Source organism: Chthonomonas sp. (genome assembly GCA_016788425.1).
Classification (GTDB): Bacteria; Armatimonadota; Fimbriimonadia; order Fimbriimonadales; family Fimbriimonadaceae; genus JAEURQ01.
The window spans coordinates 140,209-162,082 of the sequence record JAEURQ010000001.1 but is presented as its reverse complement, the minus strand read 5'-3'; the positions used below and the strand labels follow the sequence as shown (position 1 = coordinate 162,082).

The 21,874-nt window shown below is 61.7% G+C and carries 20 protein-coding genes and 1 tRNA gene; 9 read left to right on the top strand and 12 right to left on the bottom strand.

What is annotated here, in order from left to right:
* The first annotated feature begins 16 nt into the window (after positions 1 to 16).
* Positions 17 to 637, top strand: a complete 621-nt coding sequence (locus JNJ45_00815; GenBank protein ID MBL8047197.1) for an HAD-IA family hydrolase — start codon at positions 17 to 19, stop codon at positions 635 to 637.
* Here JNJ45_00815 and JNJ45_00810 read toward each other — a convergent pair.
* Positions 635 to 707 (bottom strand) — tRNA-Lys (locus JNJ45_00810). The genes JNJ45_00815 and JNJ45_00810 overlap by 3 nt on opposite strands.
* Before the next feature lie 49 nt (positions 708 to 756).
* Here JNJ45_00810 and JNJ45_00805 point away from each other — a divergent pair.
* Entirely contained in the window at positions 757 to 1,794 is a 1,038-nt protein-coding gene (locus JNJ45_00805; protein MBL8047196.1) for a phosphoribosylformylglycinamidine cyclo-ligase, read from the top strand.
* Here JNJ45_00805 and mnmG read toward each other — a convergent pair.
* Positions 1,791 to 3,686 (bottom strand): tRNA uridine-5-carboxymethylaminomethyl(34) synthesis enzyme MnmG, encoded by a 1,896-nt coding sequence (mnmG, locus tag JNJ45_00800; protein MBL8047195.1) that lies wholly within the window; start codon positions 3,684 to 3,686, stop codon positions 1,791 to 1,793. The genes JNJ45_00805 and mnmG overlap by 4 nt on opposite strands.
* A 62-nt stretch (positions 3,687 to 3,748) precedes the next feature.
* On the opposite strand from mnmG, the gene JNJ45_00795 reads away from it, so the two are divergent.
* A complete protein-coding gene (locus JNJ45_00795; protein ID MBL8047194.1) occupies positions 3,749 to 4,627 on the top strand; it encodes a hypothetical protein in 879 nt (292 codons plus the stop codon).
* Entirely contained in the window at positions 4,624 to 5,880 is a 1,257-nt protein-coding gene (fahA, locus tag JNJ45_00790; GenBank protein MBL8047193.1) for a fumarylacetoacetase, read from the top strand. The genes JNJ45_00795 and fahA overlap by 4 nt, the downstream gene beginning before the upstream one ends.
* On the opposite strand, the gene leuC is transcribed toward fahA, so the two are convergent.
* Complete coding sequence (gene leuC, locus JNJ45_00785; protein ID MBL8047192.1) at positions 5,877 to 7,265, bottom strand: 3-isopropylmalate dehydratase large subunit; 1,389 nt, start codon at positions 7,263 to 7,265, stop codon at positions 5,877 to 5,879. The genes fahA and leuC overlap by 4 nt on opposite strands.
* Before the next feature lie 19 nt (positions 7,266 to 7,284).
* Here leuC and JNJ45_00780 point away from each other — a divergent pair, with 19 nt between their 5' ends.
* Complete coding sequence (locus JNJ45_00780) at positions 7,285 to 7,977, top strand: HD domain-containing protein (protein MBL8047191.1); 693 nt, start codon at positions 7,285 to 7,287, stop codon at positions 7,975 to 7,977.
* Here the strand turns inward: JNJ45_00780 and tsaE are convergent.
* A complete protein-coding gene (tsaE, locus tag JNJ45_00775) occupies positions 7,948 to 8,361 on the bottom strand; it encodes a tRNA (adenosine(37)-N6)-threonylcarbamoyltransferase complex ATPase subunit type 1 TsaE (GenBank protein MBL8047190.1) in 414 nt (137 codons plus the stop codon). The two genes, JNJ45_00780 and tsaE, sit on opposite strands and share 30 nt — an antisense overlap.
* A complete protein-coding gene (locus tag JNJ45_00770; GenBank protein MBL8047189.1) occupies positions 8,351 to 9,595 on the bottom strand; it encodes a competence/damage-inducible protein A in 1,245 nt (414 codons plus the stop codon). Before JNJ45_00770 ends, tsaE begins: the two co-directional genes overlap by 11 nt.
* A gap of 36 nt (positions 9,596 to 9,631) precedes the next feature.
* Between JNJ45_00770 and JNJ45_00765 the strand changes: the two genes are divergently transcribed.
* Genes JNJ45_00765 through JNJ45_00755 form a run of 3 tightly spaced genes read left to right on the top strand, consistent with a single transcriptional unit; the run spans position 9,632 to position 12,056 of the window.
* A complete protein-coding gene (locus JNJ45_00765) occupies positions 9,632 to 10,183 on the top strand; it encodes an ABC transporter ATP-binding protein (protein ID MBL8047188.1) in 552 nt (183 codons plus the stop codon).
* The gene (locus JNJ45_00760) at positions 10,164 to 10,847 is read left to right on the top strand and encodes an ABC transporter permease (protein MBL8047187.1); all 684 of its coding nucleotides are present in this window, start codon (positions 10,164 to 10,166) and stop codon (positions 10,845 to 10,847) included. The genes JNJ45_00765 and JNJ45_00760 overlap by 20 nt, the downstream gene beginning before the upstream one ends.
* A gap of 9 nt (positions 10,848 to 10,856) precedes the next feature.
* On the top strand, positions 10,857 to 12,056 hold the full coding sequence (locus JNJ45_00755) for a hypothetical protein (GenBank protein MBL8047186.1): 1,200 nt from the start codon (positions 10,857 to 10,859) through the stop codon (positions 12,054 to 12,056).
* On the opposite strand, the gene JNJ45_00750 is transcribed toward JNJ45_00755, so the two are convergent.
* The 5 genes from JNJ45_00750 to JNJ45_00730 are packed head-to-tail and all read right to left on the bottom strand — an operon-like array spanning position 12,053 to position 20,312.
* Complete coding sequence (locus JNJ45_00750; protein ID MBL8047185.1) at positions 12,053 to 13,282, bottom strand: MFS transporter; 1,230 nt, start codon at positions 13,280 to 13,282, stop codon at positions 12,053 to 12,055. The genes JNJ45_00755 and JNJ45_00750 overlap by 4 nt on opposite strands.
* A gap of 44 nt (positions 13,283 to 13,326) precedes the next feature.
* Positions 13,327 to 15,066 (bottom strand): redoxin domain-containing protein, encoded by a 1,740-nt coding sequence (locus JNJ45_00745; GenBank protein ID MBL8047184.1) that lies wholly within the window; start codon positions 15,064 to 15,066, stop codon positions 13,327 to 13,329.
* Positions 15,067 to 15,099: 33 nt separating this feature from the next.
* Positions 15,100 to 16,089 (bottom strand): LacI family DNA-binding transcriptional regulator, encoded by a 990-nt coding sequence (locus tag JNJ45_00740; protein ID MBL8047183.1) that lies wholly within the window; start codon positions 16,087 to 16,089, stop codon positions 15,100 to 15,102.
* 39 nt (positions 16,090 to 16,128) lie between these two features.
* Positions 16,129 to 17,898: an ABC transporter permease subunit gene (locus JNJ45_00735; protein ID MBL8047182.1), complete on the bottom strand. Its 1,770-nt coding sequence runs from the start codon at positions 17,896 to 17,898 to the stop codon at positions 16,129 to 16,131.
* Complete coding sequence (locus JNJ45_00730) at positions 17,895 to 20,312, bottom strand: extracellular solute-binding protein (protein ID MBL8047181.1); 2,418 nt, start codon at positions 20,310 to 20,312, stop codon at positions 17,895 to 17,897. Before JNJ45_00730 ends, JNJ45_00735 begins: the two co-directional genes overlap by 4 nt.
* A gap of 108 nt (positions 20,313 to 20,420) precedes the next feature.
* Between JNJ45_00730 and JNJ45_00725 the strand changes: the two genes are divergently transcribed.
* Positions 20,421 to 20,750: a hypothetical protein gene (locus JNJ45_00725; protein MBL8047180.1), complete on the top strand. Its 330-nt coding sequence runs from the start codon at positions 20,421 to 20,423 to the stop codon at positions 20,748 to 20,750.
* Here the strand turns inward: JNJ45_00725 and JNJ45_00720 are convergent.
* Positions 20,747 to 21,406 (bottom strand): prepilin-type N-terminal cleavage/methylation domain-containing protein, encoded by a 660-nt coding sequence (locus JNJ45_00720; GenBank protein ID MBL8047179.1) that lies wholly within the window; start codon positions 21,404 to 21,406, stop codon positions 20,747 to 20,749. The two genes, JNJ45_00725 and JNJ45_00720, sit on opposite strands and share 4 nt — an antisense overlap.
* A gap of 2 nt (positions 21,407 to 21,408) precedes the next feature.
* On the bottom strand, positions 21,409 to 21,831 hold the full coding sequence (locus tag JNJ45_00715; protein ID MBL8047178.1) for a 6-carboxytetrahydropterin synthase: 423 nt from the start codon (positions 21,829 to 21,831) through the stop codon (positions 21,409 to 21,411).
* Positions 21,832 to 21,874 lie beyond the last annotated feature (43 nt).

Sequence of the window (21,874 nt, the reverse complement as noted above, 5' to 3'; positions counted from 1 at the left end):
GTATACCGGGCTTAGCATGGAGCGCATTGTTTGCTTTGACCTGGGCGGGGTCATGATTCAGATTTCTCGAACCTGGGGGGCCGCCGCCGAACGAGCCGGCGTGCCGTTAGCCGAAAGCTTTCGCGGCTGGGCATTCGCTCAGGCATCTTCATTCGATCCATTTCAAGCCGGTCGAATCTCGCTGGACGAATACTACGCCGGGCTCCAACGAGACCTACAATTGGGTTCTTTAGCCGAAGCCATGGCCATTCACGCCGGCATTCTGCGCGACGCCTATCCGGGAACCCTCGCCCTGGTCACCGAGCTTCACGAAGCGGGCATCCGCACGGGATGCCTGAGCAACACGAATGCGCCTCACTGGCAAGTGATGAATAGCTTGGAGCGGTATCCGAACATCGCTTTGCTCGAAGTCCCGGTGCTGTCTCATGAGGTTGTCTTGGAAAAGCCGGACCAAGCGATCTTCGCGAGATTCGAACAAGATGCCAATGCGCAACCTTCACAAATCCTCTTTTTCGACGACACGTCGGTAAACGTTATGGCGGCCCGCGAGCGCGGCTGGGCGGCGGAATTGATTGATCCGCACCAGGACACGGCCGCGCAAATGCGCGAACACATCAATCATTGGATGGGAAAGTGAGACGGCTGGGGCTCGAACCCAGGACCCACGCCTTAAAAGGGCGTTGCTCTACCGACTGAGCTACCGTCTCAAGCCGCCAGATTCTACCCGGGTTTTTGCGACCGGGTATTGTCTTGGCTATGTCTGAAGAACCGCTGAGCTACGCCGTCGCGGGGGTCGATATTGAGGCCGCGCAACGCTCTCTTCGCTCGGTTCTCCCCGCCATCACGGCCAGCCATGGCCCCGAAGTTTTGGCCGGCGTGGGTGGCTTTGGCGGCCTGTTCAACGCCGCTTTTGACATCCCCGAACCGGTCCTGGTGAGCTCCATTGATGGCGTCGGAACGAAGACCAAAGTCGCCGCGATGGTGGGCGACTATTCGGGCTTGGGCGCGGATATCGTCAACCACTGCGTCAACGACATTCTCTGCCAAGGCGCGCGGCCCCTGTTCTTTATGGACTACTTCGGGTGCAGCCATCTGGAGGAGCCGGTGTTTGCCGATGTTGTTCGCGGCGCGGCGGAGGCTTGCCAAGCGGTGGGCTGCGCGCTCATTGGCGGCGAAACCGCCGAAATGCCGGGCGTCTACCACGACGGCGAAGTTGATTTGGTCGGCAGCATCGTCGGGGTTGCCTCGCGAACGAACATCTACCCGAAGCTCACGGTGGAGCCGGGCGACAAGGTGATCGGCATCGCGAGCTCCGGGCTCCACACCAACGGCTACTCGCTGGCGCGGCGCTCCTTGCTGGAAGTCGCGGGGCTCAGTGTCCGCGACGAAGTGCCGGGCATCGGCTCGACCATCGGCACCGAATTGCTGCGGCCGCACCGGTGTTACTTCAACGCCGTGTACCCCTTGCTGCAAGAGGAAATGGGCGTGCAAGCGGTTGCGCACATCACCGGCGGCGGTCTCTACGACAATATTCCGCGGGTTTTGCCCCACGAATGCCGCATCACAATCGACCGGCGGACGTGGACTCCGCTCCCGATTTTTGACCTCATTCAAACCTGCGGCAACATTGCCTGGCCCGAAATGTACCGCGCCTTTAACATGGGCATTGGCATGGTGCTCGTCGTAAAAAACGAGATGACTAGCGCGGTTGTGCAAAGGATTGCGCAGGCGGGCGAGATGGCGAGCGTGATCGGCGAAGTCGAGCGCGGAGCCCGCGACGTGCAGATCGTCTAAGCGCTTTCCCGGCGGGCGCGTAGCCAGCCAATCAGGATCGTCACATCCGACGGCCGCACGCCGCTAATGCGCGACGCCTGGCCAACGGTTTGCGGTCGCAAGCGCGACCACTTTTCGATGCTTTCGTAGCTCAGGCCCTTGGTCGCCTGGTAGTCGAAATCGGCCGGGATCAGCACATCGTCGAGCCGACGAGTTTCCTTGGCCTGGCGCTCCTGAATCTCGACGTAGCCCTGATAGATGGCGGCCAGTTTCAGCTGCTCTTGAATCTCGTGATTCAAGCGATCCTCATCGGAAAAGCGCGGCACATCGAGCAGCTTGGGCAAGGTCTCCCACGTGATTTCAGGCCGACGAAGGAGGTCGAAAAGGTTCGTCCGATTCTTGATGGCGGTGCTTCCGAGAGACTCCATGCAAGCGCTTGCATCAGGCCCAACCGAGTTTGCGGTGAGCCAAGCCTTGGCGGCGGCCATGCCCTCGGTCTTCGCCTGGAAGCGCGCCCATCGCTGGTCGCTACACGCGCCCACCTCGCGGGCAATTGGCGTCAGGCGTTGGTCGGCGTTGTCGTGCCGCAGCAACAGACGGTGCTCGGCGCGCGCGGTCAGCATTCGGTAAGGGTCTTCCACGCCCTTGGTGACGAGATCGTCAATCATGACGCCGATAAACGACTCGGCGCGAGAGAAAATGATCTGCTCGCGATCCTGGGCAAGTCGCGCGGCGTTCATGCCAGCCACCAGACCCTGCGCGGCGGCTTCCTCATAACCCGAAGTCCCGTTGATCTGCCCCGCCAAGAACAAGCCTTGCAACTGCTTGGATTCGAGCGTCGGGTGAAGCTGCATCGGGTCGGCCATGTCGTATTCGACAGCGTAACCGGCGCGTAGGAAGTCGGCGTTTTCGAGGCCACGAATCGTGCGAATCGCCGCCAGTTGCACGTCTTCCGGCAGCGAGGTCGAGAACCCTTGCACGTAGATGCTCTCGGAATCCCACTCCTCCTGCTCCAAGAAAATCGGGTGCGCATCCTTCTCGGCAAACCGAACCACCTTGTCCTCGACGCTCGGGCAATAACGCGGTCCGACGCCCTGAATTTGACCGGAAAACATTGCGCTTTTGTGCAAGTTCTCCTTCAGCAGGTTATGCGTTTCTGTGTTTGTCGCGGTTTGCCAGCACGGCAGCAGCTCCCGCTTGGCATAACCTTGCGGGTGCAGAAAACTCATCGGCGCCGCGTCGGGCTCGCTCTCCTGGGTTTCCAGTAGGTGCAGGTCCAAGGTGCTCTTCTTCAGGCGGGGCGTGGTGCCCGTCTTAAAGCGGCGCAAGTTGACGCCAATGCTGCTGAGAAACACCGACAGCCCGAGCACGGCCTGATCGCCTTCGCGAGCCGCGACGGTCAGCTCGGTCCCCCGATGGCAGAGCCCGTTGAGAAACGTGCCGGTCGTGAGTACGACCGCTCGGGTGGAAATCAATTGCGGCTCCGTCGCGTCACCGGTCACGACCAAGACTCCGGTTGCGCAACCGTTTGCATGAGTCACCGTGAGCACCTGCCCCTCCAGGATTGTGAGGTTGGGCATCTCCGCCAAGTGCGCTTGCATCCAAGCCGGATAATCGGTCTTACAGACGTGCGCGCGCACGGTTTGGACGGCCGGGCCCTTGCCGGTGCCGACTCGCCGAATGTGGGTCATCGTGTAGTCGGTCGCCACCGCCATAAGGCCGTCGAGTGCATCAACTTCGCGCGCGAGGTGCCCCTTCGCCGGTCCGCCGACGCTGCAATTGCAGGGCAAGTGGCCAATGCGATCGGCGCGTAGCGTGACGCACAGGGTGTTGAGGCCCATGCGCGCCGAAGCCGCCGCCGCCTCAATCCCCGCGTGGCCAGCCCCGACCACGATCACGTCAAACCCTTGCATTTATCCAACCAGTGTACCGCCGGGGCGGGTTCGCGCCAAAACAGAACTGCTAAACTCACCTTATGGTCACCGCTGCGCGAGCCCTTCTGGAAGGCGTTTTCGACTACGCCGGTCTGTTTCCGCCCGCCAGCCTGCGCATGGCCGAGGCCGGCGAGCTCTACCTGGGCCACCTCGCCGGAACCGAAAGCTGGATCGTGGATCGGTTCATTTGCCCGGTCGGCCGCCTCAACGAACTAGGGCGATTTCTAGCCGAGCAAACCGAGGACGAGCCATGGAGCATCGCCGTCACTGGGACCGATATCTCGACCGTGAAGGATGACCTCCAGGCGATTGAGACCTTTGAATTCGCGGATCATGTCGAGATCAGTTGCTACGAGGTTCGCGCACCTGAAGGCATCTCGAAATCTGCCATGAAAGCGCTTGCGCAACTGGACAGCGATGTCTATGTCGAGTTCCCGCTGGACGACCAGTTTAGCGATCGCGTCTCGCAATTGGCTGAGAGCGAGATCGTCGGCGTGAAGGCGCGGCTCGGCGGAGTCACCCCCGACGCCTTCCCCACCGTCACGCGTGTCGCCGAGTTCATCAAGCTCACTTCCGATCTCGAACTCCCCTTTAAACTCACCGCCGGATTGCACCATCCGATGCGGCATCTGGACCCCGCGCTAGGCATGATGCACGGATTCCTCAACTGCCTTTTGGCGGCCGCCTTCACCGCGCACTTCGACCTCACCACGGTTGAAGTCGGCATGATTCTGGACGAGCAAGATCCGATGCACTTCGAGTTCGCGGAGGATCGAATCATGATCGGCGAACTGGACCTGGAAATCGAGGATATCCTCAGCTTCCGCATGCTGCTTGGCGGCATTGGTTCGTGCTCCATCACGGAGCCCTACGAAGGGCTTAGCGGCATCGGTCCCGGCGCGGCCAAAATATTCTCGTGAAACGATTCCTGATTAGCCCGACGGCAAAGAGTTGGTTGCCCGTCCCCAAAGACACCCACTTCCCGATTCAAAACCTGCCGTTCGGAGTCGCGCTTCTTGAGGAAGAGCAGACCTCGGTGGTGGTCCGGCTCGGCGACCACGTGATCGCCCTGCTGCCGCTGCAGCAGGAAGGGTTGCTCGCCGACGACATGCCGTTGCTGGAGGACCTCACCGAGTTCTCACCCAGCGACCTTAGCGAGTTGCGCAAACAGGTGTTCGATCTGCTCCGCGAGGGCAGCCCGAAACTCCGCGACAACCGCGAAATGCGAACGATGTGCATCGCACCAATTGAGGAGGTTTTCCTTGTCCATCCTATGCATATCGCGGCATTTGTGGACTTTTACTCGGGCATCAATCACGCCAGCAATGTCGGCAAAATGTTCCGCCCCGACATGCCGCCCTTGCTGCCAAACTATCGCTGGTTGCCGGTGGCTTACAACGGTCGAGCCAGCTCGGTTATCGTGAGCGGAGTGGATGTTCCGCGGCCGAGCGGTCAGCGCAAACCAGCCGAAGGCGATCCCACTTACGGCCCAACCAGAGAACTTGATTTTGAGCTCGAAATGGGATTCTTTGTCGGGCGCGACACGGACATGGGTCAGACCGTCAAGATGGACCAAGTGGACGAATTCATGATGGGCATGGTGCTGGTCAACGACTGGTCGGCGCGCGACGTGCAACGCTGGGAATACCAGCCGCTCGGCCCGTTCCTGGCTAAGAGCTTCGCCACCAGCATCAGCCCGTGGATGGTGACCCTCGACGCGCTGGAGCCGTTCCGCGTGCAAGGCGAGACACAGGATCCGCCCGCGCTGGACTACCTCGCGCAGCGGGGCAAGCAGCACTACGACATCCAACTTGAAGTCTTTTTGCAGACGCCCAAAATGGCCGAGCCCGAGCGCATCTGCCTGAGCAATGCGCGGCATCTCTACTGGAGTTTCGCGCAGCAATTGGTCCACCAGGCCAGCAACGGCACGGCGCTGGAGCACGGCGACCTTTATGGCAGCGGCACGATCAGCGGCACCGAACCGAACTCCTACGGCTCGATGCTCGAACTCACATGGCGCGGAGCGAACCCGATCAAGCTCAGTTCCGGCGAGGAGCGCACCTTCCTGGAGGATGGCGACACGCTGATCATGACCGGGTTTGCCCAAGGCGACGGCTTCAAGATCGGGTTCGGCGAAATTCGCACGACCATCACGGCCGCGCCGAAAAGCTAACTCAAGAACTGCCTCGGATCGGTGAACTTGCCGGTGAGGGCGGTGGCCGCCGCCGTAGCCGGCGACACCAGGTGCGTGCGCGAGCCCGGACCCTGACGACCTTCGTACGGTCGGTTGCTCGTGCTCGCCGATCGCTCGGTCGGACGAAGGATATCGCCGTTCATGCCGAGGCACATGGAGCAGCCCGCTTGGTGCCATTCGAAGCCCGCGTCGGTGAAGATTTGTGCAAGTCCTTCCTCTTCAGCTTGTCGTTTTACTGTCGCGCTGCCCGGAACAACCATCGCGCGTACGCCGTCGGCGCGGCGCCGACCTCGGACGACGGCCGCGGCCTCTCGAAGATCCTCGATGCGCGAGTTGGTGCACGAGCCGATGAACACGGTGTTCACCGCCAGCTCGTTGACCCGCATGCCCGGCGTCAGGCCCATGTACTTTTGCGCACGGATTTCGCCGTCGTCCTTCGGCTCAGGAATCTGGCCGCTCACGTCGGCGGTCATCGCCGGGGTGGTGCCCCACGAAACCTGCGGTTCCAAGGTGCTGACGTCGAGCGTTTCCAGGCGGTCAAACGTGGCGTCGGTGTCGGTGCGCAAGCGCTTGCATCGTTCAGCCAAGGCGTCAAAATCCGCGCCGCGAGGCGCAAACGGTCGGTCACCTTCGGCGACGAAATCGAGCGTCGTTTGGTCGGGCGCGATCATGCCGGCGCGAGCCCCCATTTCGATGCTCATGTTGCAAATCGTCATGCGGCCGCTCATGGGGAGCGCCTCAATGGCTGGCCCGAAGTACTCGGCGACAAACCCGGTTCCGCCGCCCGCGCCCAGCTTGCGAATGATGGCGAGGATCAAATCCTTGGCGGTGAGGCCAAAGCCCAACTCGCCATCCACCAGGATGCCGAGCGATTTCGGCTTCTTCGGCGAGCGCAGAGTTTGCGTGGCGAGTACGTGCTCGACTTCCGTCGTGCCAATGCCAAAGGCCAGCGCGCCAAACGCTCCGTGGGTCGAGGTGTGCGAGTCGCCGCACACGATCGTGAGGCCAGGGAGCGTAATGCCAAGCTCGGGCCCGATCACGTGCACGATGCCTTGCCGCACGTCGCCGTAGCCAAACAGCGGCACGCCGAACTCTTTGCAGTTGCGGCTGAGGGCCGCGAGTTGCTGGCCGCTTAGGCTTGTCTCGTCGATGGCGCGGCCGTCGGTCGGCACATTGTGGTCCACGGTGGCAAAGGTCAGGTCACGACGCCGCACGGGTCGGCCTTGCTCGCGCAGACCATCGAAAGCTTGCGGCGAGGTGACTTCGTGCACGAGGTGGCGGTCGATGTACAGCAACGTGCCGCCGCCGGGCAGATCCGTCACCACGTGATCATCCCAAACCTTGTCGAAAAGCGTCTTTGCCATTAACTAGTATTCTATACCCATGGCCCAGCCGATTGAAAATCAGGATCAAGCGCGGATCACGCTGACGATGGTGCGTGAAAACCGGAAGGTGCAAACGCTGATCACCGACGCCAACGAGGTGCTGCGCGCGATGGGTTACACCGAGCACGGACATCGTCATGCGGGCATCGTGAGTTCTATCACCCGGTACATCTTGGAGAACCTCGGCGTGATTGGGCGCGAGGCTGAACTGGGGCAAATTGCGGCTTACCTGCACGACATCGGGAACGCGATTAATCGGCAAGGTCACCCCATGTCGGGCGCGAATCTGGCCTATCACCTGCTCACCGAAATGGGCATGGACATCGCCGAGATCACGCCGATTATCGCCGCGATTGGCAACCACGAGGAGCTGAGCGGCAACCCGATTTCGCGCATGTCGGCGGCCCTGATTATCGCCGACAAGAGCGACGTGCACTGTTCGCGCGTGCAGGAAACCGACCTTTCTAAGTTCGATATTCACGACCGCGTGAACTTTGCGGTGAAGAAAAGTCGGGTGGACATGGATCGCGACGAGCGCACGATACGCCTCGCGATTGAGATCGATCAGTCGTTCGCGACGGTGATGGAATACTTCGAAATCTTCCTCAGCCGCATGGTGATGTGCCGCGCCTCGGCCAAGATTTTTGGCTATCGTTTCCAGCTAGAGGCCAACGGCACCCTGCTCGAGTAGCGTCACCTCGACCGTGCGCCCGCCCTCGATAAAGTCGAATTTGAACACGTGGGTGTAGGGCAATTCGGGCATGCGATCGGGCCATTCCACCAGGCAAATGTGCGTGCCCAAGTAGTCGTTCATCTCGTCGAATCCGCCCGCACCTAGCCGGTAGAGATCGGCGTGCAGCACCGGAGGAGTGGTCTCGAACACCTGCACGAGGTTGAACGTGGGCGACTTGATCCAGCGCTCCACGCCGAGCGCTTGCAACACGCCGCGCACAAACGTGGTTTTGCCCGCGCCGAGTTCGCCGACCAAGCCGACGGTGTCACCGGCCTGTAGCCTGGCGGCCCACTCCGCGGCGAACGCGAGCGTGGCTTCCGCGCCAAAGAGGTCAGTTCGCATGGCCGAGAAGCGCGAGGCGCACGAGGTTTAGGGCGGCATGCGCACTACGTTCGCGGACGGTGTTGCGAGCGCCGCGCAGCCGCAGTTCGCGGACGATCGTTCCCTCAGCGGAGGCAAGCGCCAGAAAAACGAGGCCGACCGGTTTGGCGTCGGTGCCGCCGCTCGGCCCGGCGATGCCCGTGATTGAGATGGCGTAGTCGGTTTTTAGGCGCTCGCGGGTTCCCTCGGCCATGGCGCGGGCGCACTCCTCGCTGACGGCGCCGTGGGATTCCAGAAGTGTCAGAGGCACTCCAGCGAGCTGATGCTTGAGTTCATTGGTGTAGGTGACGAAGCCCCCCGCGAAAGCCGCGCTCGACCCCGGCACACTGGTGAGGCGGCTGCCCAGCAGACCGCCGGTACAAGACTCGCAAACCGCAAGCGAGGCGCCTTTGTCAACCAAAAGGTTGATCACAGTCTCCTCAAGAGTTTCTTCGTCTTCTCCGTACACGGCCTCGCCGAGGATCGCGCGGACATTCTTGACCATCGGGTTGATTGCAGCCTCAACTTCGGACTGCGAGTTGCCAAACGAAGTCACGCGCAGATGAACCTCGGCGGTTTTGGCGTAAGGCGCGACGGTCGGGTTGGCCGAGTTCATCAGCTCGCCGAGATTCTTCTCGACGATGCTCTCGCCCAGGCCCACGATTCGAAGGGTGCGGCTGAGGCTGACCGCGCCGTTCGGAGAAAGCTCCAGAAGTGCCTCGCGCACGCGACCGCGCAGCATCGGAACGAACTCAAACTTCGGGCCAGGCATGGCGATGACGGTCTTGCCATCCTTTCGGCAAATGAGTCCGGGGGCGGTGCCGACGGGATTGGCGATGACCTCGGCGCAAGGCGGCCGCATCGCCTGACGGACCTGAGCCTCGGTCCATGTCAGCCGACGCGAGGCGAAAATCTCCCGCAGGATGGCCAAAGAGTCCTCGTCCACGATCATGGTTTCGCCGAGCGCATCGGCGATCCCGTCGCGGGTCAGGTCATCCAACGTCGGGCCAAGCCCGCCGATGGTGAACACGACATCCGAGCGACTCAGGGCCAGTCGCAAGGCCTCAACGAGTCGCTCACGGTTGTCGCCGACGGTCTGCCGATGGGTGTGAGCGATGCCCAGTTCGGCCAGCATCACGCCGAGTTCCGCCGCATTAGTGTCGACAATCTGCCCGAGCAGAATCTCGGTTCCGACAGAAATGATCTCGGCGCGCATACCCTGAGTATTGCGCGTTCGCTTCATACTAGTTCGGTGCAGCCTCTCCTGCGGACGGAAAATTTGGGCAAGCGATTTGGCGATCGCTGGATTTTTCGCAACCTCAACATGGAGCTAGTTGCGGGCCAAATTTTGGTGGTGCGCGGCTACAACGGATCGGGCAAAAGCACGTTGCTGCGCTGCCTTTCTGGCTTGCTACCCGCTTCGGCCGGTAGCGTCACTCGCGAGAGTCTCGGCTACTATGGGCTCGATCTGGCCCTGTATCCCGACCTCACTCCCGCCGAGCATGCCGACCTGATCGGCATGACTTCGCTTGACCTGTTTGAGCGCGTTGGGTTGAAACAGGCTCTTCACCAAAAGGTGAAGGAGTTCTCCACGGGAATGCGTGGCCGGGCAAAGTTGGCGCTCAGCTTGGCGGATTCACCCACCATTTGGTTACTCGATGAGCCAACGGCCGCCCTCGATGAGCATGGGCAGGCTGCGCTGGCGCAATTGGTGCAGGAGCAGGCGACCCGCGGGGCCGTGATTTTGGCGACCAACGCCGAGGTGGACGCGAATTGGGGGACGCATGAACTCGTCCTGGATTAACGTCCGGCGATTGCTCGCGAAGGAATTCCGCACCGAGTTCCGGTCGCCGACCAACCTTTGGACGGCGCTGATTCTCAACTCGGCTTGCGCCACCGCGCTTGGGCTCGCCGCCAACCGCGAGTTCCCGGGCCGCGAACTGCTCGCCGGCATGCTGGTCGCCTTGCTCATTTTTTCGGCGGTTAGCGTGCTGCCGCGGCTGATCATTGCCGAGGGCGACCAGGGCACCTATGACTTTTTGCGGCTGCATTTTCAGCCGGAAGAGATTTTCTGGGGCAAGTTTCTCTATGCCGCGCTCGTGCAGTTCGCCGGCGGGGTGCTCATCACCACAATCCTCGTCGGCATGAGCGGGCGTCCGGTGGAGCAGGCCGCATTCCTCCTGCTGGGAGTATTGCTGGAAACCCTTTGCTTCGCGGGGACCCTTATCCTCTGCGGATGTTTTGCGCTGGGCGCCTCCGCGCGCTGGACGCTCGCGGGGATGCTCGCGATACCCTTGCTCCTACCGCAATCCATCGCCGGGCAAGGGGTGTTTCGCCATGCGTTCGGCGCTGGATTGCCGAGCACGGCGTGGGTGAACGTGGGCGCTCTGGCCGGATACGTGCTCGTGCTGGTGGCGGTGGGGCCGCCGCTCTGCCGCGCCGTTTCCTCCCTCGGCGCGGACAAGTAAACTGTCGGCATGAAGGTTCTTGTTGCCGACAAGTTTGAGAAGTCTGGGCTCGATGGAATCGCGGCCCTCGGTTGCGAAGTGGTGTCCATGCCCGACCTCGCCGGGGATACGCTGCGCGAGGCGATTGCTGCCGAGAAGCCACAAGTTCTGGTCGTCCGTTCCACCAAAGTGACCGCCGAGATGATGGACGGCTCCACGCTGGGCCTCATTATTCGGGCTGGCGCGGGCGTCAACACCATTGATGTGGCCGGCGCAAGCGGACTCGGCATCATGGTCGCCAACTGCCCGGGCAAAAACGCGCAGGCGGTTGCCGAACTTGCATTCGGCCTGATGATCGCTTGCGACCGGCACATCCCCGACAACGTGGCCGAACTGCGCGAGGGCAAGTGGAACAAGAAGCAGTTTAGCAAGGCGAAGGGCCTTTACGGCCGCACGCTGGGCTTGGTCGGCATGGGCAAAATCGGTCAGGAAATGGCGGTCCGGGCCAAGGCGTTTGGCATGAACGTGCTGACCTTCAGCCGCTGGATGACGCCGGAAGTCGCGGCTCACCTCGGCGTCGGCCGCGCGAGTTCCCTGCTCGAACTCGCGCGCCAAAGCGATTTTGTCAGCGTCCACGTGAGCTACACGCCGGAGACCAAGGGCCTCATCGGCGAGGAATTCTTTGGCGCGATGCAGCCGGGCAGCGTGTTCATCAACACCAGCCGCTGCGAAACGGTCAACCAAGCCGCGCTCGAAAGCGCGGTCAACGCGGGTCGGATTTCCGCCGGTCTGGACGTGTTTGACGACGAGCCAAGCGGCGGCGAAGGCGAGTTCAACGGTTCGGTGCGCTCACTGCCCAACACCTACTGCACGCACCACATCGGCGCGAGCACCGACCAGGCGCAGGAAGCCGTGGCCGACGAAACGGTGCGGATTGTGCGCGAGTACAAGCTGACCGGTGTCGCCCCGAACGTCGTGAACGTGCAAGCCGAAGGCGTCGCCTCGCACCTGCTGGTGGTTCGCCACCTCGACCGCGTCGGCGTTCTTGCCCACGTGCTCACGGTGCTGAAAGATGCCGGCGCGAACGTGCAGGAAATGGAGAATATTGTGCTGGGCGGCGCCAAGGCGGCGATCGCACAAATCGGCATCGACAAGGAGATTCCGGGCGATGCGCTCACCAAGATTAAGAGCAACGTGAACGTGCTCGACGTTAGCCAGTCCGCAATCTAAGCTTCGACAAAATCGAGGTCGCGGCCATAGGTTTCGGGGAGCACCCAAAGCGCCCAAAGCGCGAGGGCCAGCACCACGCCACCGATGAGTTTGAGCGAGCCCAAGTAGCCAATCTTGGGCTCCAGCACTTGCCGGGCCATGGTCATGGGGATGACCAATCCGCGCACGAAACTCGGCGCCGTTGTGGCCACCGTGCCACGGCAGTTGGTGCCAAAGGTCTCGCCCGCGGTTGTGACGAACACAGCCCAATAGCCGGCGCCGAGCCCGCAAAAGAACATGAGCCAATAAAACGTGCCGCGATCTTTGGCGAGGGTGAAGATGCCGATGACGCCGAGCGTCATCCAAGCGAAGGCCAGCAGAAAGGCACGCTTGCGGCTCTTCATAAGCTGGCTGAGGCCGCCAAACAGCACGTCGCCGATACTGAGACCCAGGGCCGCGATGGCAATGACCTTGGGCGCGGCGAAGGGGTCGGTGATGCCGAGTTCCTTTTGCAGCGCGTCGCCGAAAACCATGATAAGCCCCGCGAAGTACCACACCGGCGCGCCGACCAGCGTGGTGGCGAGGAACCGACGGAACCGCTCACCGCTGCGGAACAGCATGCCAAAGTCGCCGCGCTTCACGTCGTCGCGATCTTTCACTTTGTCGAACATGCCGCTTTCAAAAACGCCGATCCGCATGGCGAGCAGCGCCAAGCCCATGCCGCCGCCGATCCAATAGTTCACGCGCCAATCGCCGACCAATTGAGCGACAATCGGGGCGGCCACCGAACCCAAAACGCCGACGGTCGCCACAAAGGTGGTCGCCCAGCCGCGGGAGTTTTTCTCCACCAACTCGCTGACCAGAGCCACGCCCGCGCCGAGCTCGCCCGCCAGCCCAACCCCGGCGATAAACCGCCAAAACGCGTAGGCGTCCACGGAATGAACAAAGCCGTTGGCGATGTTGGCGATGCTGTAGACCAAGATGGAACTGAACAACACCGCGAGACGCCCGCGTTTGTCGGCGATCACACCAAACAGAATCGCCCCGAGAATGAAGCCGCCCATCTGCCAGTTCTGCAGGAACTCGCCGACGTGCTTCATGTCGGCTTCGCTCACACCCAGCCCGGCAAGGCTGGCTTTGCGCACGCTGGCGAACAGCCAGATGTCGTAGACATCGACAAAATATCCCAGCGCGGCCACCAAAATGGCGACCCACGGCGCGCGGCCCGAACCCGAAATCGACTTCATTGTCTTGGGCTAAGGGACGCGCCAACCGGGCCGAAAAGTTGCGCTTAGCTTCGCGGCGTGTAGTATTCGAAGTAGCCGAGCATCATTTCCTCGTAGGTTTGATCGCCCCAGCGGACAGTCGCGTTCGGGTCGGGGTTCGCGGCGTTCTTCTCGCTGTTGTCGTACCACGCGGTGAATCTCATGCGGCTGCGCGGAGTGACACGGATCGGCTGCTTGAGCTCATAGCGGAGCTGCCAGTTGAAGTCGTAGCGCGGAATGTTGAGGACTTTCTCAAAGCCCGCCGCCCCTTCTAGCTCGTAGCGAGCAGCGGAGCCGCGCACGTGCATGTGCGGCATAAACGCCATGAGGTAGCCGTCCACGCCGAGCCGGTTTTCGGCCACAACTTCGTGCTTTTCGGCATGCGGCGGAATGGCAAAGTTGAAGCGCAGCATCGCGTTGGTCTTCACCTCGTTTTTCACCTCGCCGGTGGCAAACTTGAGGCCCAGTTGCACTTGATCGTTGGTGGCTTTGCCGTTCGGAGTGTAGTGAATTTGGAAGCGGAACTTGCTGCCTTTGGGGAGGAACTTGGCGAACCCGGTTGGGTAAATCACGTGATCCTGGCCAGGCACATAACCGGCGAAGAAAGACTTCGCGTCTTGCAATTCTTGCAATAGCGGGTTCTTGCGATCCTGATTGGGCGTTTCGAGGAACACAAGCACGTGGTGCACCACCGAGCGATCGGTCGGCTTGATCTCCAGCCCGGCGATCCAGCGGTCCTCGGGCACGTCGGCGGTTACGGTTCGGTACTGATAGTCCATGAAGCCATCAGCCTTCACCGCGATGGCCTCCGGAATCTGAACCAAAAGGTCAGGTTTGCCGATCTTCCAGTTCTTGTCAAACTTCGGAGCGGCCGGCATGTCGGCTGCGTCGCCCTTGGGTTTGTCGGATGCTAACCATTTGGTGAACGTCGCCAGTTGCGCCTCGGTGAGCGCCTTCTCGTCCTTCCACTTGCTATCGAGCGAGGGCTTGTCGTCGGCGAACCACGGCGGCATGATCTTGTTTTCGATCACGTGCTTGATCATGCCCGCGCGGCCCTTCACGGCTTCGTAAGAGGTAAGCGAGAACGGCGCTACGCCGCCGTCGCGGTGACAGGTCACGCACTTTTCGTTGACAATCCGCGCGATCTCGCGCGTGTAGACCGGCTTCTCTTCCGGCGTCTTCACTTCGCTAAAGTCGAGCACGCATCCCGGCGCTTCGGTGGTGCGCAGAGCGGGTTCCTCGCCGGCCCGAATCGCGCGCAGTGCGTCGGCCACGTAGGTTTGGGTCGCCTCGGATTTGGTGGTGGTCACGCCGTATTGATTGTCAAAGGCGCCGCGATACTTCAGCGTCATGTTGGCGTCGAACACAAACACTTCGGCGGTCGAGCGAATCGCCAGCTGCGCGGCGAGACTCCCTTTCGGATCGAGCAGATACGGCGCGCGCAAACCGTTGGTCGTCGCCATGTCGCGCATCTCCTTGCCCGATTCGTGCTCGGTGGGATTCAAGTAGACGATGTTGACGTCGGGGTTGGCCGCCTCAAACTTGGCCAGGGTCGGGCCGTACTTTTTGCAGACCGGGCAGGTCGCGCTGGTGGTGACGAGCACGAGCGGCTTACCGCGAAACTTGCTCAGCTCAACCAGTTGTCCACCCAGCGATTTCAGCTTGGCAGCGGGCAACATCACCGGGCTCGACGCGACTCGCGGAGAGTCGGCGTTTAAGGCGAGCGATGCCAGAACCGGCAACAAGGCAAGCGCGACAATCTTCATACCTTGATTGTACGCAAGCCTCGCCGAAAAGGATCACCCGATTTTGCGGGTGGATTCGCCTTGCATGTGTTCGTAGGGGATCGCGCCGTGATGCCGGATGCTGTGCGGCTGCGTGGCCATGGCGTCGAGCGCCAGCACCGCGCGCTCGGCGAGCGCCTCGGCCGGAAACGCCACCGTACTCAGCGGCATGCTCGGCGTCACTTTTTCGGCGAGCCACCCCATCACGGCGATGTCGCCCGGAATTCGAAGGCCGGCCTCGTTGATCGCAACCAACGCGCCAATCGCCATGTCGTCGCGGCGGCAGAGGATGCCATCAAACTTCTCGCCGTTTTGCAACGCGTGGCGCACCGCCTGATACGCCGCGAGGTCGCTGTCGTCGCGGGTGAAAATGTACTTCGGCTGCTGACCAAGCGCCACCAACGCGTCGCGGTAGGCGATCATTCTGGGGGTTTCGGCGCGGTGAAAATCTTCCTCGGTGATGACGTAGCGCAGGTCGCGGCACCCGCCGGCAATGAGGTGCTCCACGCTTCGGCGCACCGCGCGAGCCACGTCAAAACTCAGGCAGTTGACGTTCGGCACCACGGTGTCATCTACGATCAGGACGCGGCTCCGAAACTCGGGGTGATCGGCGACGTAGTTCAGGGCAAAATTCGTGCAGCTAAGGCTCAGATACCAGTCGGCGGGCACGGGGTTCAGTTGGAGCTCCGGCACGAGCGGCGACGTGTCGAGAATGACCTGCCCGCCGAGTTTGCCCGCCATCTCGCGGGTGATCGCCGCCAAAAAGCGGGTGGAGGTGACCGTGGTCTCGGGGTGCGGCACCATCCAGATTCCGAGCGTTCGCGTGCGACCTGCGGCCATCGCCCGGGCGACGGGGTTGGGAACGTAGCCCAGTTCCTGCGCGGCCAAGTTCACGCGATCGGCGGTTTCTTGCGTAATCCGAACGCCTTCTTTGCGGTTGAGCACTCGACTGGCGGTGGCCACCGACGTCCCGGCACGGGCGGCAACTTCGGACAACGTAATCATCCCCCGTAGTTTATCCGGGGGATGCGGTGGGAATCGCGCCTATCGGCCGCCAAATCCGCTCAACGTTACGCCTTCGACAAAATACTTCTGACCGAAGAAGAACAGCAACAAGACCGGTATCACGGCCATGGTGCTGAACGCCATCATCAGCGCATAGTCGGCTTTGTGCGCGCCCTGGAACAGTTGCACGGCGTACGAAATCGGCATGAGCTCCGGCGAGTTGATGTAGATGAGCGGGCCTTGGAAGTTGTTCCACGTGCCCATGGCGGTGAAAATCGCGACGGCGGCGAGCGCGGGTTTGATCTGCGGCGCCATCACCTTCCACAACGCTTGCCAGTAGCTGCAGCCGTCGATCTTGGCCGCGTCCTCCAGTTCCATCGGAATGCTTTTGAAGAACTGCTGGATGAGAAACACGTTAAACGCACCGGCGAAGAACGATCCGACCCATAGCGGGTACAGCGTATCCACCGCGCCGAACGTGCGCCAGATGAGGAACACCGGCAGCATGGTCACCGCGCCCGGCAGCATCATCGTCGTCATGAGGGTGCTAAATAGGAAGTTGCGGCCCGGGAATCGTAGCCGCGCGAAGCCATAGGCCACGAGCGTGCAGCTAAACAGCGTGCCGACGATGTTCGCCGCGACCAGGAAAAGCGTGTTGCGCAGGAACACCAAGCCCATGTTTGTCTCCACCGGCAGCGATTCCAGCGCCTCGACGTAGTTTTCGGTCTTGAGGCCGACCTTGCGAACTTCGGGCAGATTGGCCAAAAGATCGCTGAACGTGCGTCCCTTGAGGCTCGCGGGTTCGCGGATTTCGACCGTGCGGGTGCCGTCGTCCTTTTCTTCGGTCACGATGCCGAGCACGTCTTGGCCCTCAAACTTGCCTTCGACCAGCGGCACCATCTTCGGCACCTCCTTCATTTGGCTGGCATTCGCCAGGTCAAACGTTTTGCCGCGGAGGCTAAACGGCTTGACGACGTCCATGCGGACCGAGCCATCGGGCTTGCGCTCGATAATCTGGGCGCGCACGGTTTGGCCTTCGAAGCGGGTCTCGAACTCGGGTGCCTTGGGGTCGAGATAGGGCACCTTCACCGCGACCTTGGGGATGAAGCTCAGACCCTGTTGACTCACGATATCCTTGTCTTCCTTGAACGACGTGGACAAGAGCCAAGCGAACGGGATGCCGAACACGATGGTGCCGGCAATGAGCGTCAGGTGGGTGAAGAAGGTTCGGGTGACCTTGCGCGCGCGGAACGACCGCTCCATGCGCGCCATCACAAAGTACGCGAGCACCAAGAGCGCGACGGCGATCAGCGCCTTGGTAAGGCTCACGTCCATGGTGCCGCGGAACATCTCGACCTTGTGATCGCTCGCCTGCCAAAACGGCTTGCTCATCTGCGGATTGCCGCGGAAGAGCGCGTAGCTCACTCCGGCAAAGGCGAACCAGCCGAACGCCAACTTCGCTTTTTCGGCTTGATTGAGATGGGTGACCGCCGCTTGCGCGAGGCGCACAAGCCCGACGATGAGACCGACCAGGGCGAACCACGCCGTGAACGGCATGCTCACCCAAACCAGAGGAATCTGTAGACCCGGTTTTGGTGCCGCGCCGGTGTCAATCACCTGGGCGAACCCCAGGCAAAGCGCGGCGCCGAGCGCCGAGCGACCCAGCTTGGGCAACAAGCTGTCGCCCTGCGAGTTCTGAACTCCCGCCGCCACGCGGACCAGGGTGAGCACCAATTGCAAGGCAAAGAACCAGCCCAGCAGTGTGGCGAGCACGCCGAGAACGGCGACCAAACCGATCGGGACGATCACTTATCCACCTCGTAGTGAACCCAGCGAGGCGCGAGCTTCCACTGGATAAACGTGAGCGCGCAGATGATCAGGAAGATGAGCCAAGCCAGCGCGCTGGCGTACCCCATCTTGAAGTAGCGGAATCCGTTTTGGAAGAGCAGATAAACCGGCGTGAGCAGCGAGTCGGAAGGGCCGGCGTTCGCGCCGCCGGTGATGATATACATCCGGTCGAACTCTTGGAACGCGCCGATGACGCCCATGATCGTGTTGAAGAAGATAATCGGCGAGAGCTGCGGGACGGTGACTTTCCAGAACTGCTGGCTCGGCGTCGCCCCGTCAATACTCGCGGCTTCGTAGAGCGATCCGGAGATGCTTTTGAGTCCGGCTAGCCACAAAATCATGCCGCCTCCGGCTCCCCACAGCCCCATGAGGATGACTGACGGCTTGGCCCATTGCTCCACGGCGAGCCAGCCCGGCAGCGCAAACCCAAACCACTGCTGGATCGTTTGCGACCACATATTGTTGAGCAGCCCCTTGCCCGGGTCCGAATCCAGAATGAACATCCACAGCACCACCGAGGCCACGGCGGGCACGATGCTGGGCAAGTAGAACGCCGTGCGGTAGAACTTCATCCCGCGCACCGCGGAGTTCAGGAGCAACGCGATGGCGAGACCCGTGACCAATCCGAGCGGCACGCCGATGCCGCCGATGTACAACGTGTTCATGAACGCCTTGGCGAGCAGTTGCTGCTCGTCTCCGCGCAACTCGGCGAAGTTCTTGGTGCCCACCCAGCGCGCGTCGTTCAGCACGTTGTAGTCGGTAAAGCTAAAGAACAACGAGGCGATCATCGGGCCGATGGTGAACACCAGGAACCCGACGAGGAACGGCGCGAGGAACAGGAATCCGGCCTTCGCCTCGATTTTGCCGAGCGGACCCAGCGGCTGACGCCGGAACCACATAACAAAAAGGATCACGCCGAGCACCGCGCCGCCGAGTCCGAGACCGGCCGGCACCGCCATGTTAATCGGCGCGTACTTTTCGCGGCTATACACCGCGTCGAGTTCCTTTTGGACGACGGCTTGCGAAATCGTCAGCGATTGCTTGGGGCTCATTTCACCGCGCGCGGCTCGCTCGAAGGCACGAATGTGCTCGTCCCACAGAATCTGGCCGACCGGCGTCGCGGGGCGAATTCGCGAGACGGCCATCAGCTCGGAGTGCATCTTGTACGCCCCGGCAAATCGCGGATCGGCGGGCAGAAACTCCTTCTGATTCAGCTCCTCGATTTCGCGGTTCGCGTTGACGCGGGGCACCAACAGGCGGCCTCGCTGCCGCTCCCAGGCTTGTTGCGCACGGTAGTCAATCGCGTACGCCTCGGCGCTGGTCATGAACTTGAGGTAACGCCACGCGCCATCGAGGTTGCGGGCGCCCTTCGGAATCGCCAGCGAGAAGCCGCCGATCCAAGTGATGAACTGATCTTTCTCGTTGGCGAAGGCGCCGCGCTTGTAGTAGCGGTCGTCGGGCACGGGCGGCGGTGCCACCGAAAAATCGAGTCGGGGCCCGAAGCGCGCGAGGTCTTTGATGATCCAGTCGCCGTCGATCTTCATGGCCACACGGCCGGTGATGAACGGGTCGTTTTCGCCACCCGCCGTGGTCGCCTTAAACTTTTCCGCCTCGTCGTAGCCACCCAGCTGCTCGTAACCCTTGACCATAAAGTCGAGGGCGGCCACATTTTCGGGTGAGGCAAGCGTGCAGGTGCGGCCATCTGGCGAGAGGAAGCTGCCGTTCATCATGAACGAGTAGATGTAAAGCCACGAGTTGCCGTAGTTGGGCAAGAATCCGACCTTGTCGAGGCGGCCATCTTTGCCCTTTTTGGTCAGGACTTTGCTGTAAGCCAGCACCTCACTCCAGGTGCGCGGCGCGCGCTCGGGGTCGAGTCCGGCGCGGCGGAGGGCGTCACCGTTTTCGCGGAACACGCCACGGTTCCAGTAGAGAATCCGGTCGTCGGACCCCATCGGAATGCCGTAGAGCTTGCCTTCGTAGCTGGCTTCTTCCCAGGCGGCGGGATAGTACCGCTCGGGCACGGGCGTGCTCGGGTCCACGTCTTTGTCGCGGGCGATGAGCTCGTCCAGAGATTGGAATGCGCCGCGCGCGGCCCAGTCGGAAATCGTAAAGCGGTCTTGCCGAATGACGTCGGGCGGAGCGCCACCGACGATGGCCGTCATCAGCTTTTGCGGGTTCATTTCACCCGCGCCCATGCTGAGGATACGCACCCGGAGATCGGGGTTCCTTCGCTCAAACTCGCGCACGGATGCTTCGAATCCCTTGGAATCGGGACCGAGGCTTTCACCCCACACGACTAAATCCTTCCTCTGCTGCCCGAACGCCGCGGCGATGAGGCCGAGAAGCAGGACCACGGACACAAGCCGGGTCTTCATTGTCCTCGCATTCTACACCGGATTTTCTTAGTTTGGTTGAATGATGAATACGTATTCATGACAATTTCTTTGGTGAACTTTGAGACAGGTAGGTATAGTCCCTTCAACGTGAGTAAGCAACGCGACTGGTTGGGCGCCCTGGTGGGTTTGGCCGTTTTCCTCGGTGGCATTGCGATTATCTTCTGGGCGTTTCAGCAAGCCTACTCGCTGTTCGGCACTCCGCCCGAGACCGTGTTGGGTGTGAAAAAGGGCGAAACCCTCGACCTCAACCGAGCCGGAGCGAACGGCATTGGCCTGGTCACTCGTTGCCTCCTGTTGCTGGTGATCTCGATCATCGGGTCGGTTATCGCGAACCGCGGCATTAAGCTCTACAGCGAGTCGCAACGCGTTCTCGGCGAGCCCGCTCCGACGCCTGCGCAAGAACCCAAAAAAGACTAGCGATCGGTCCGCGCGTCGGGCATTGATTTTGCGTGCGCATCCAAATACAGCCGGTTGCGGCGCGTGGTGTGAGGTGCCTTGCCGCGCTGATCCGGCTGCACGGTGGGAATCGTTTTCGGGAAGTACGGGTCCACCATGAGTTCTAAGTCCGCCACGCCCTCGGGCATGCCGATGGTCGGATTGTTGGCCTCGCGCGCATCGTGCAGCGCTTCATCGGGTGTTTTGCCCCACCAACTGTCCAGCGCGATGGTCGCGTCGGCGCGGTCGAACCGCCACGCCCAGTAGCCCGCTTTGCCTTGCCGAATTTGCGGCCATGTTTTTGGCCACCCCGCGACCGTGTTGCAGATCCAAATGTCGTCGCCGCCCGCGTAGGGCTTGAGCACGGAGACGCTCCAACCCAAGCGTGGGTCGCTCGGCGGCCAACTCGTCCACGGCCGGTAATCCAGCGCTTTGAGGTCGCGGCGGTCGGGCAGCCGATCGTCCGCGTCGTTCAGGTACATCTGCCAGCCAAACCCAAGCTGCTTGAGGTTGGACAGACATTGCGTCGCCTTGGCAACACTCTTAGCCCCGGCGAGCACCGGAAAGATGATCGCCGCGAGGACGGCGATGATCGCGATCACCACCAACAGTTCGATGAGGGTGAACGCGCGGCGCATGATTAGCTGACGCTAAACTCGGCCCACGAGTTCGGGGTCTCCCACACGCGAAGCCGCTCCAAGCGAAGCCGCCCGGCGGGGATTTCGTAGACATGGCCGTTGGCCGAAGCACCCGAGAAGCCTTGCGCCAGAACCTCGGCTGCTTGTCGAAAGAGTTCTTCGGCGATGACCTCAGTGGTCGGGTCGCGATCGAACACGATGAGCGAATCGGGGTGAACCGCCGCCATCGCCTCGCGCAAAGGGTCGTCGCGATGAATCGCCATGCGATGATCAAAGCGGTTGATCGCCTCGCCGAGCGCCAGTTTCAGCGCCTTAAAGTCCACCACCATGTCGTTGGCGTCGAGGGTTTCGCTGGCCACCACCACCTCGATGCGGCGGGTGTGGCCATGCGGAAAACGACATGCTTCACGGTGTTTGTGAAGCATGTGTCCGGACTCAACCGTGAACGTGCGGCAGACGCGGTACACC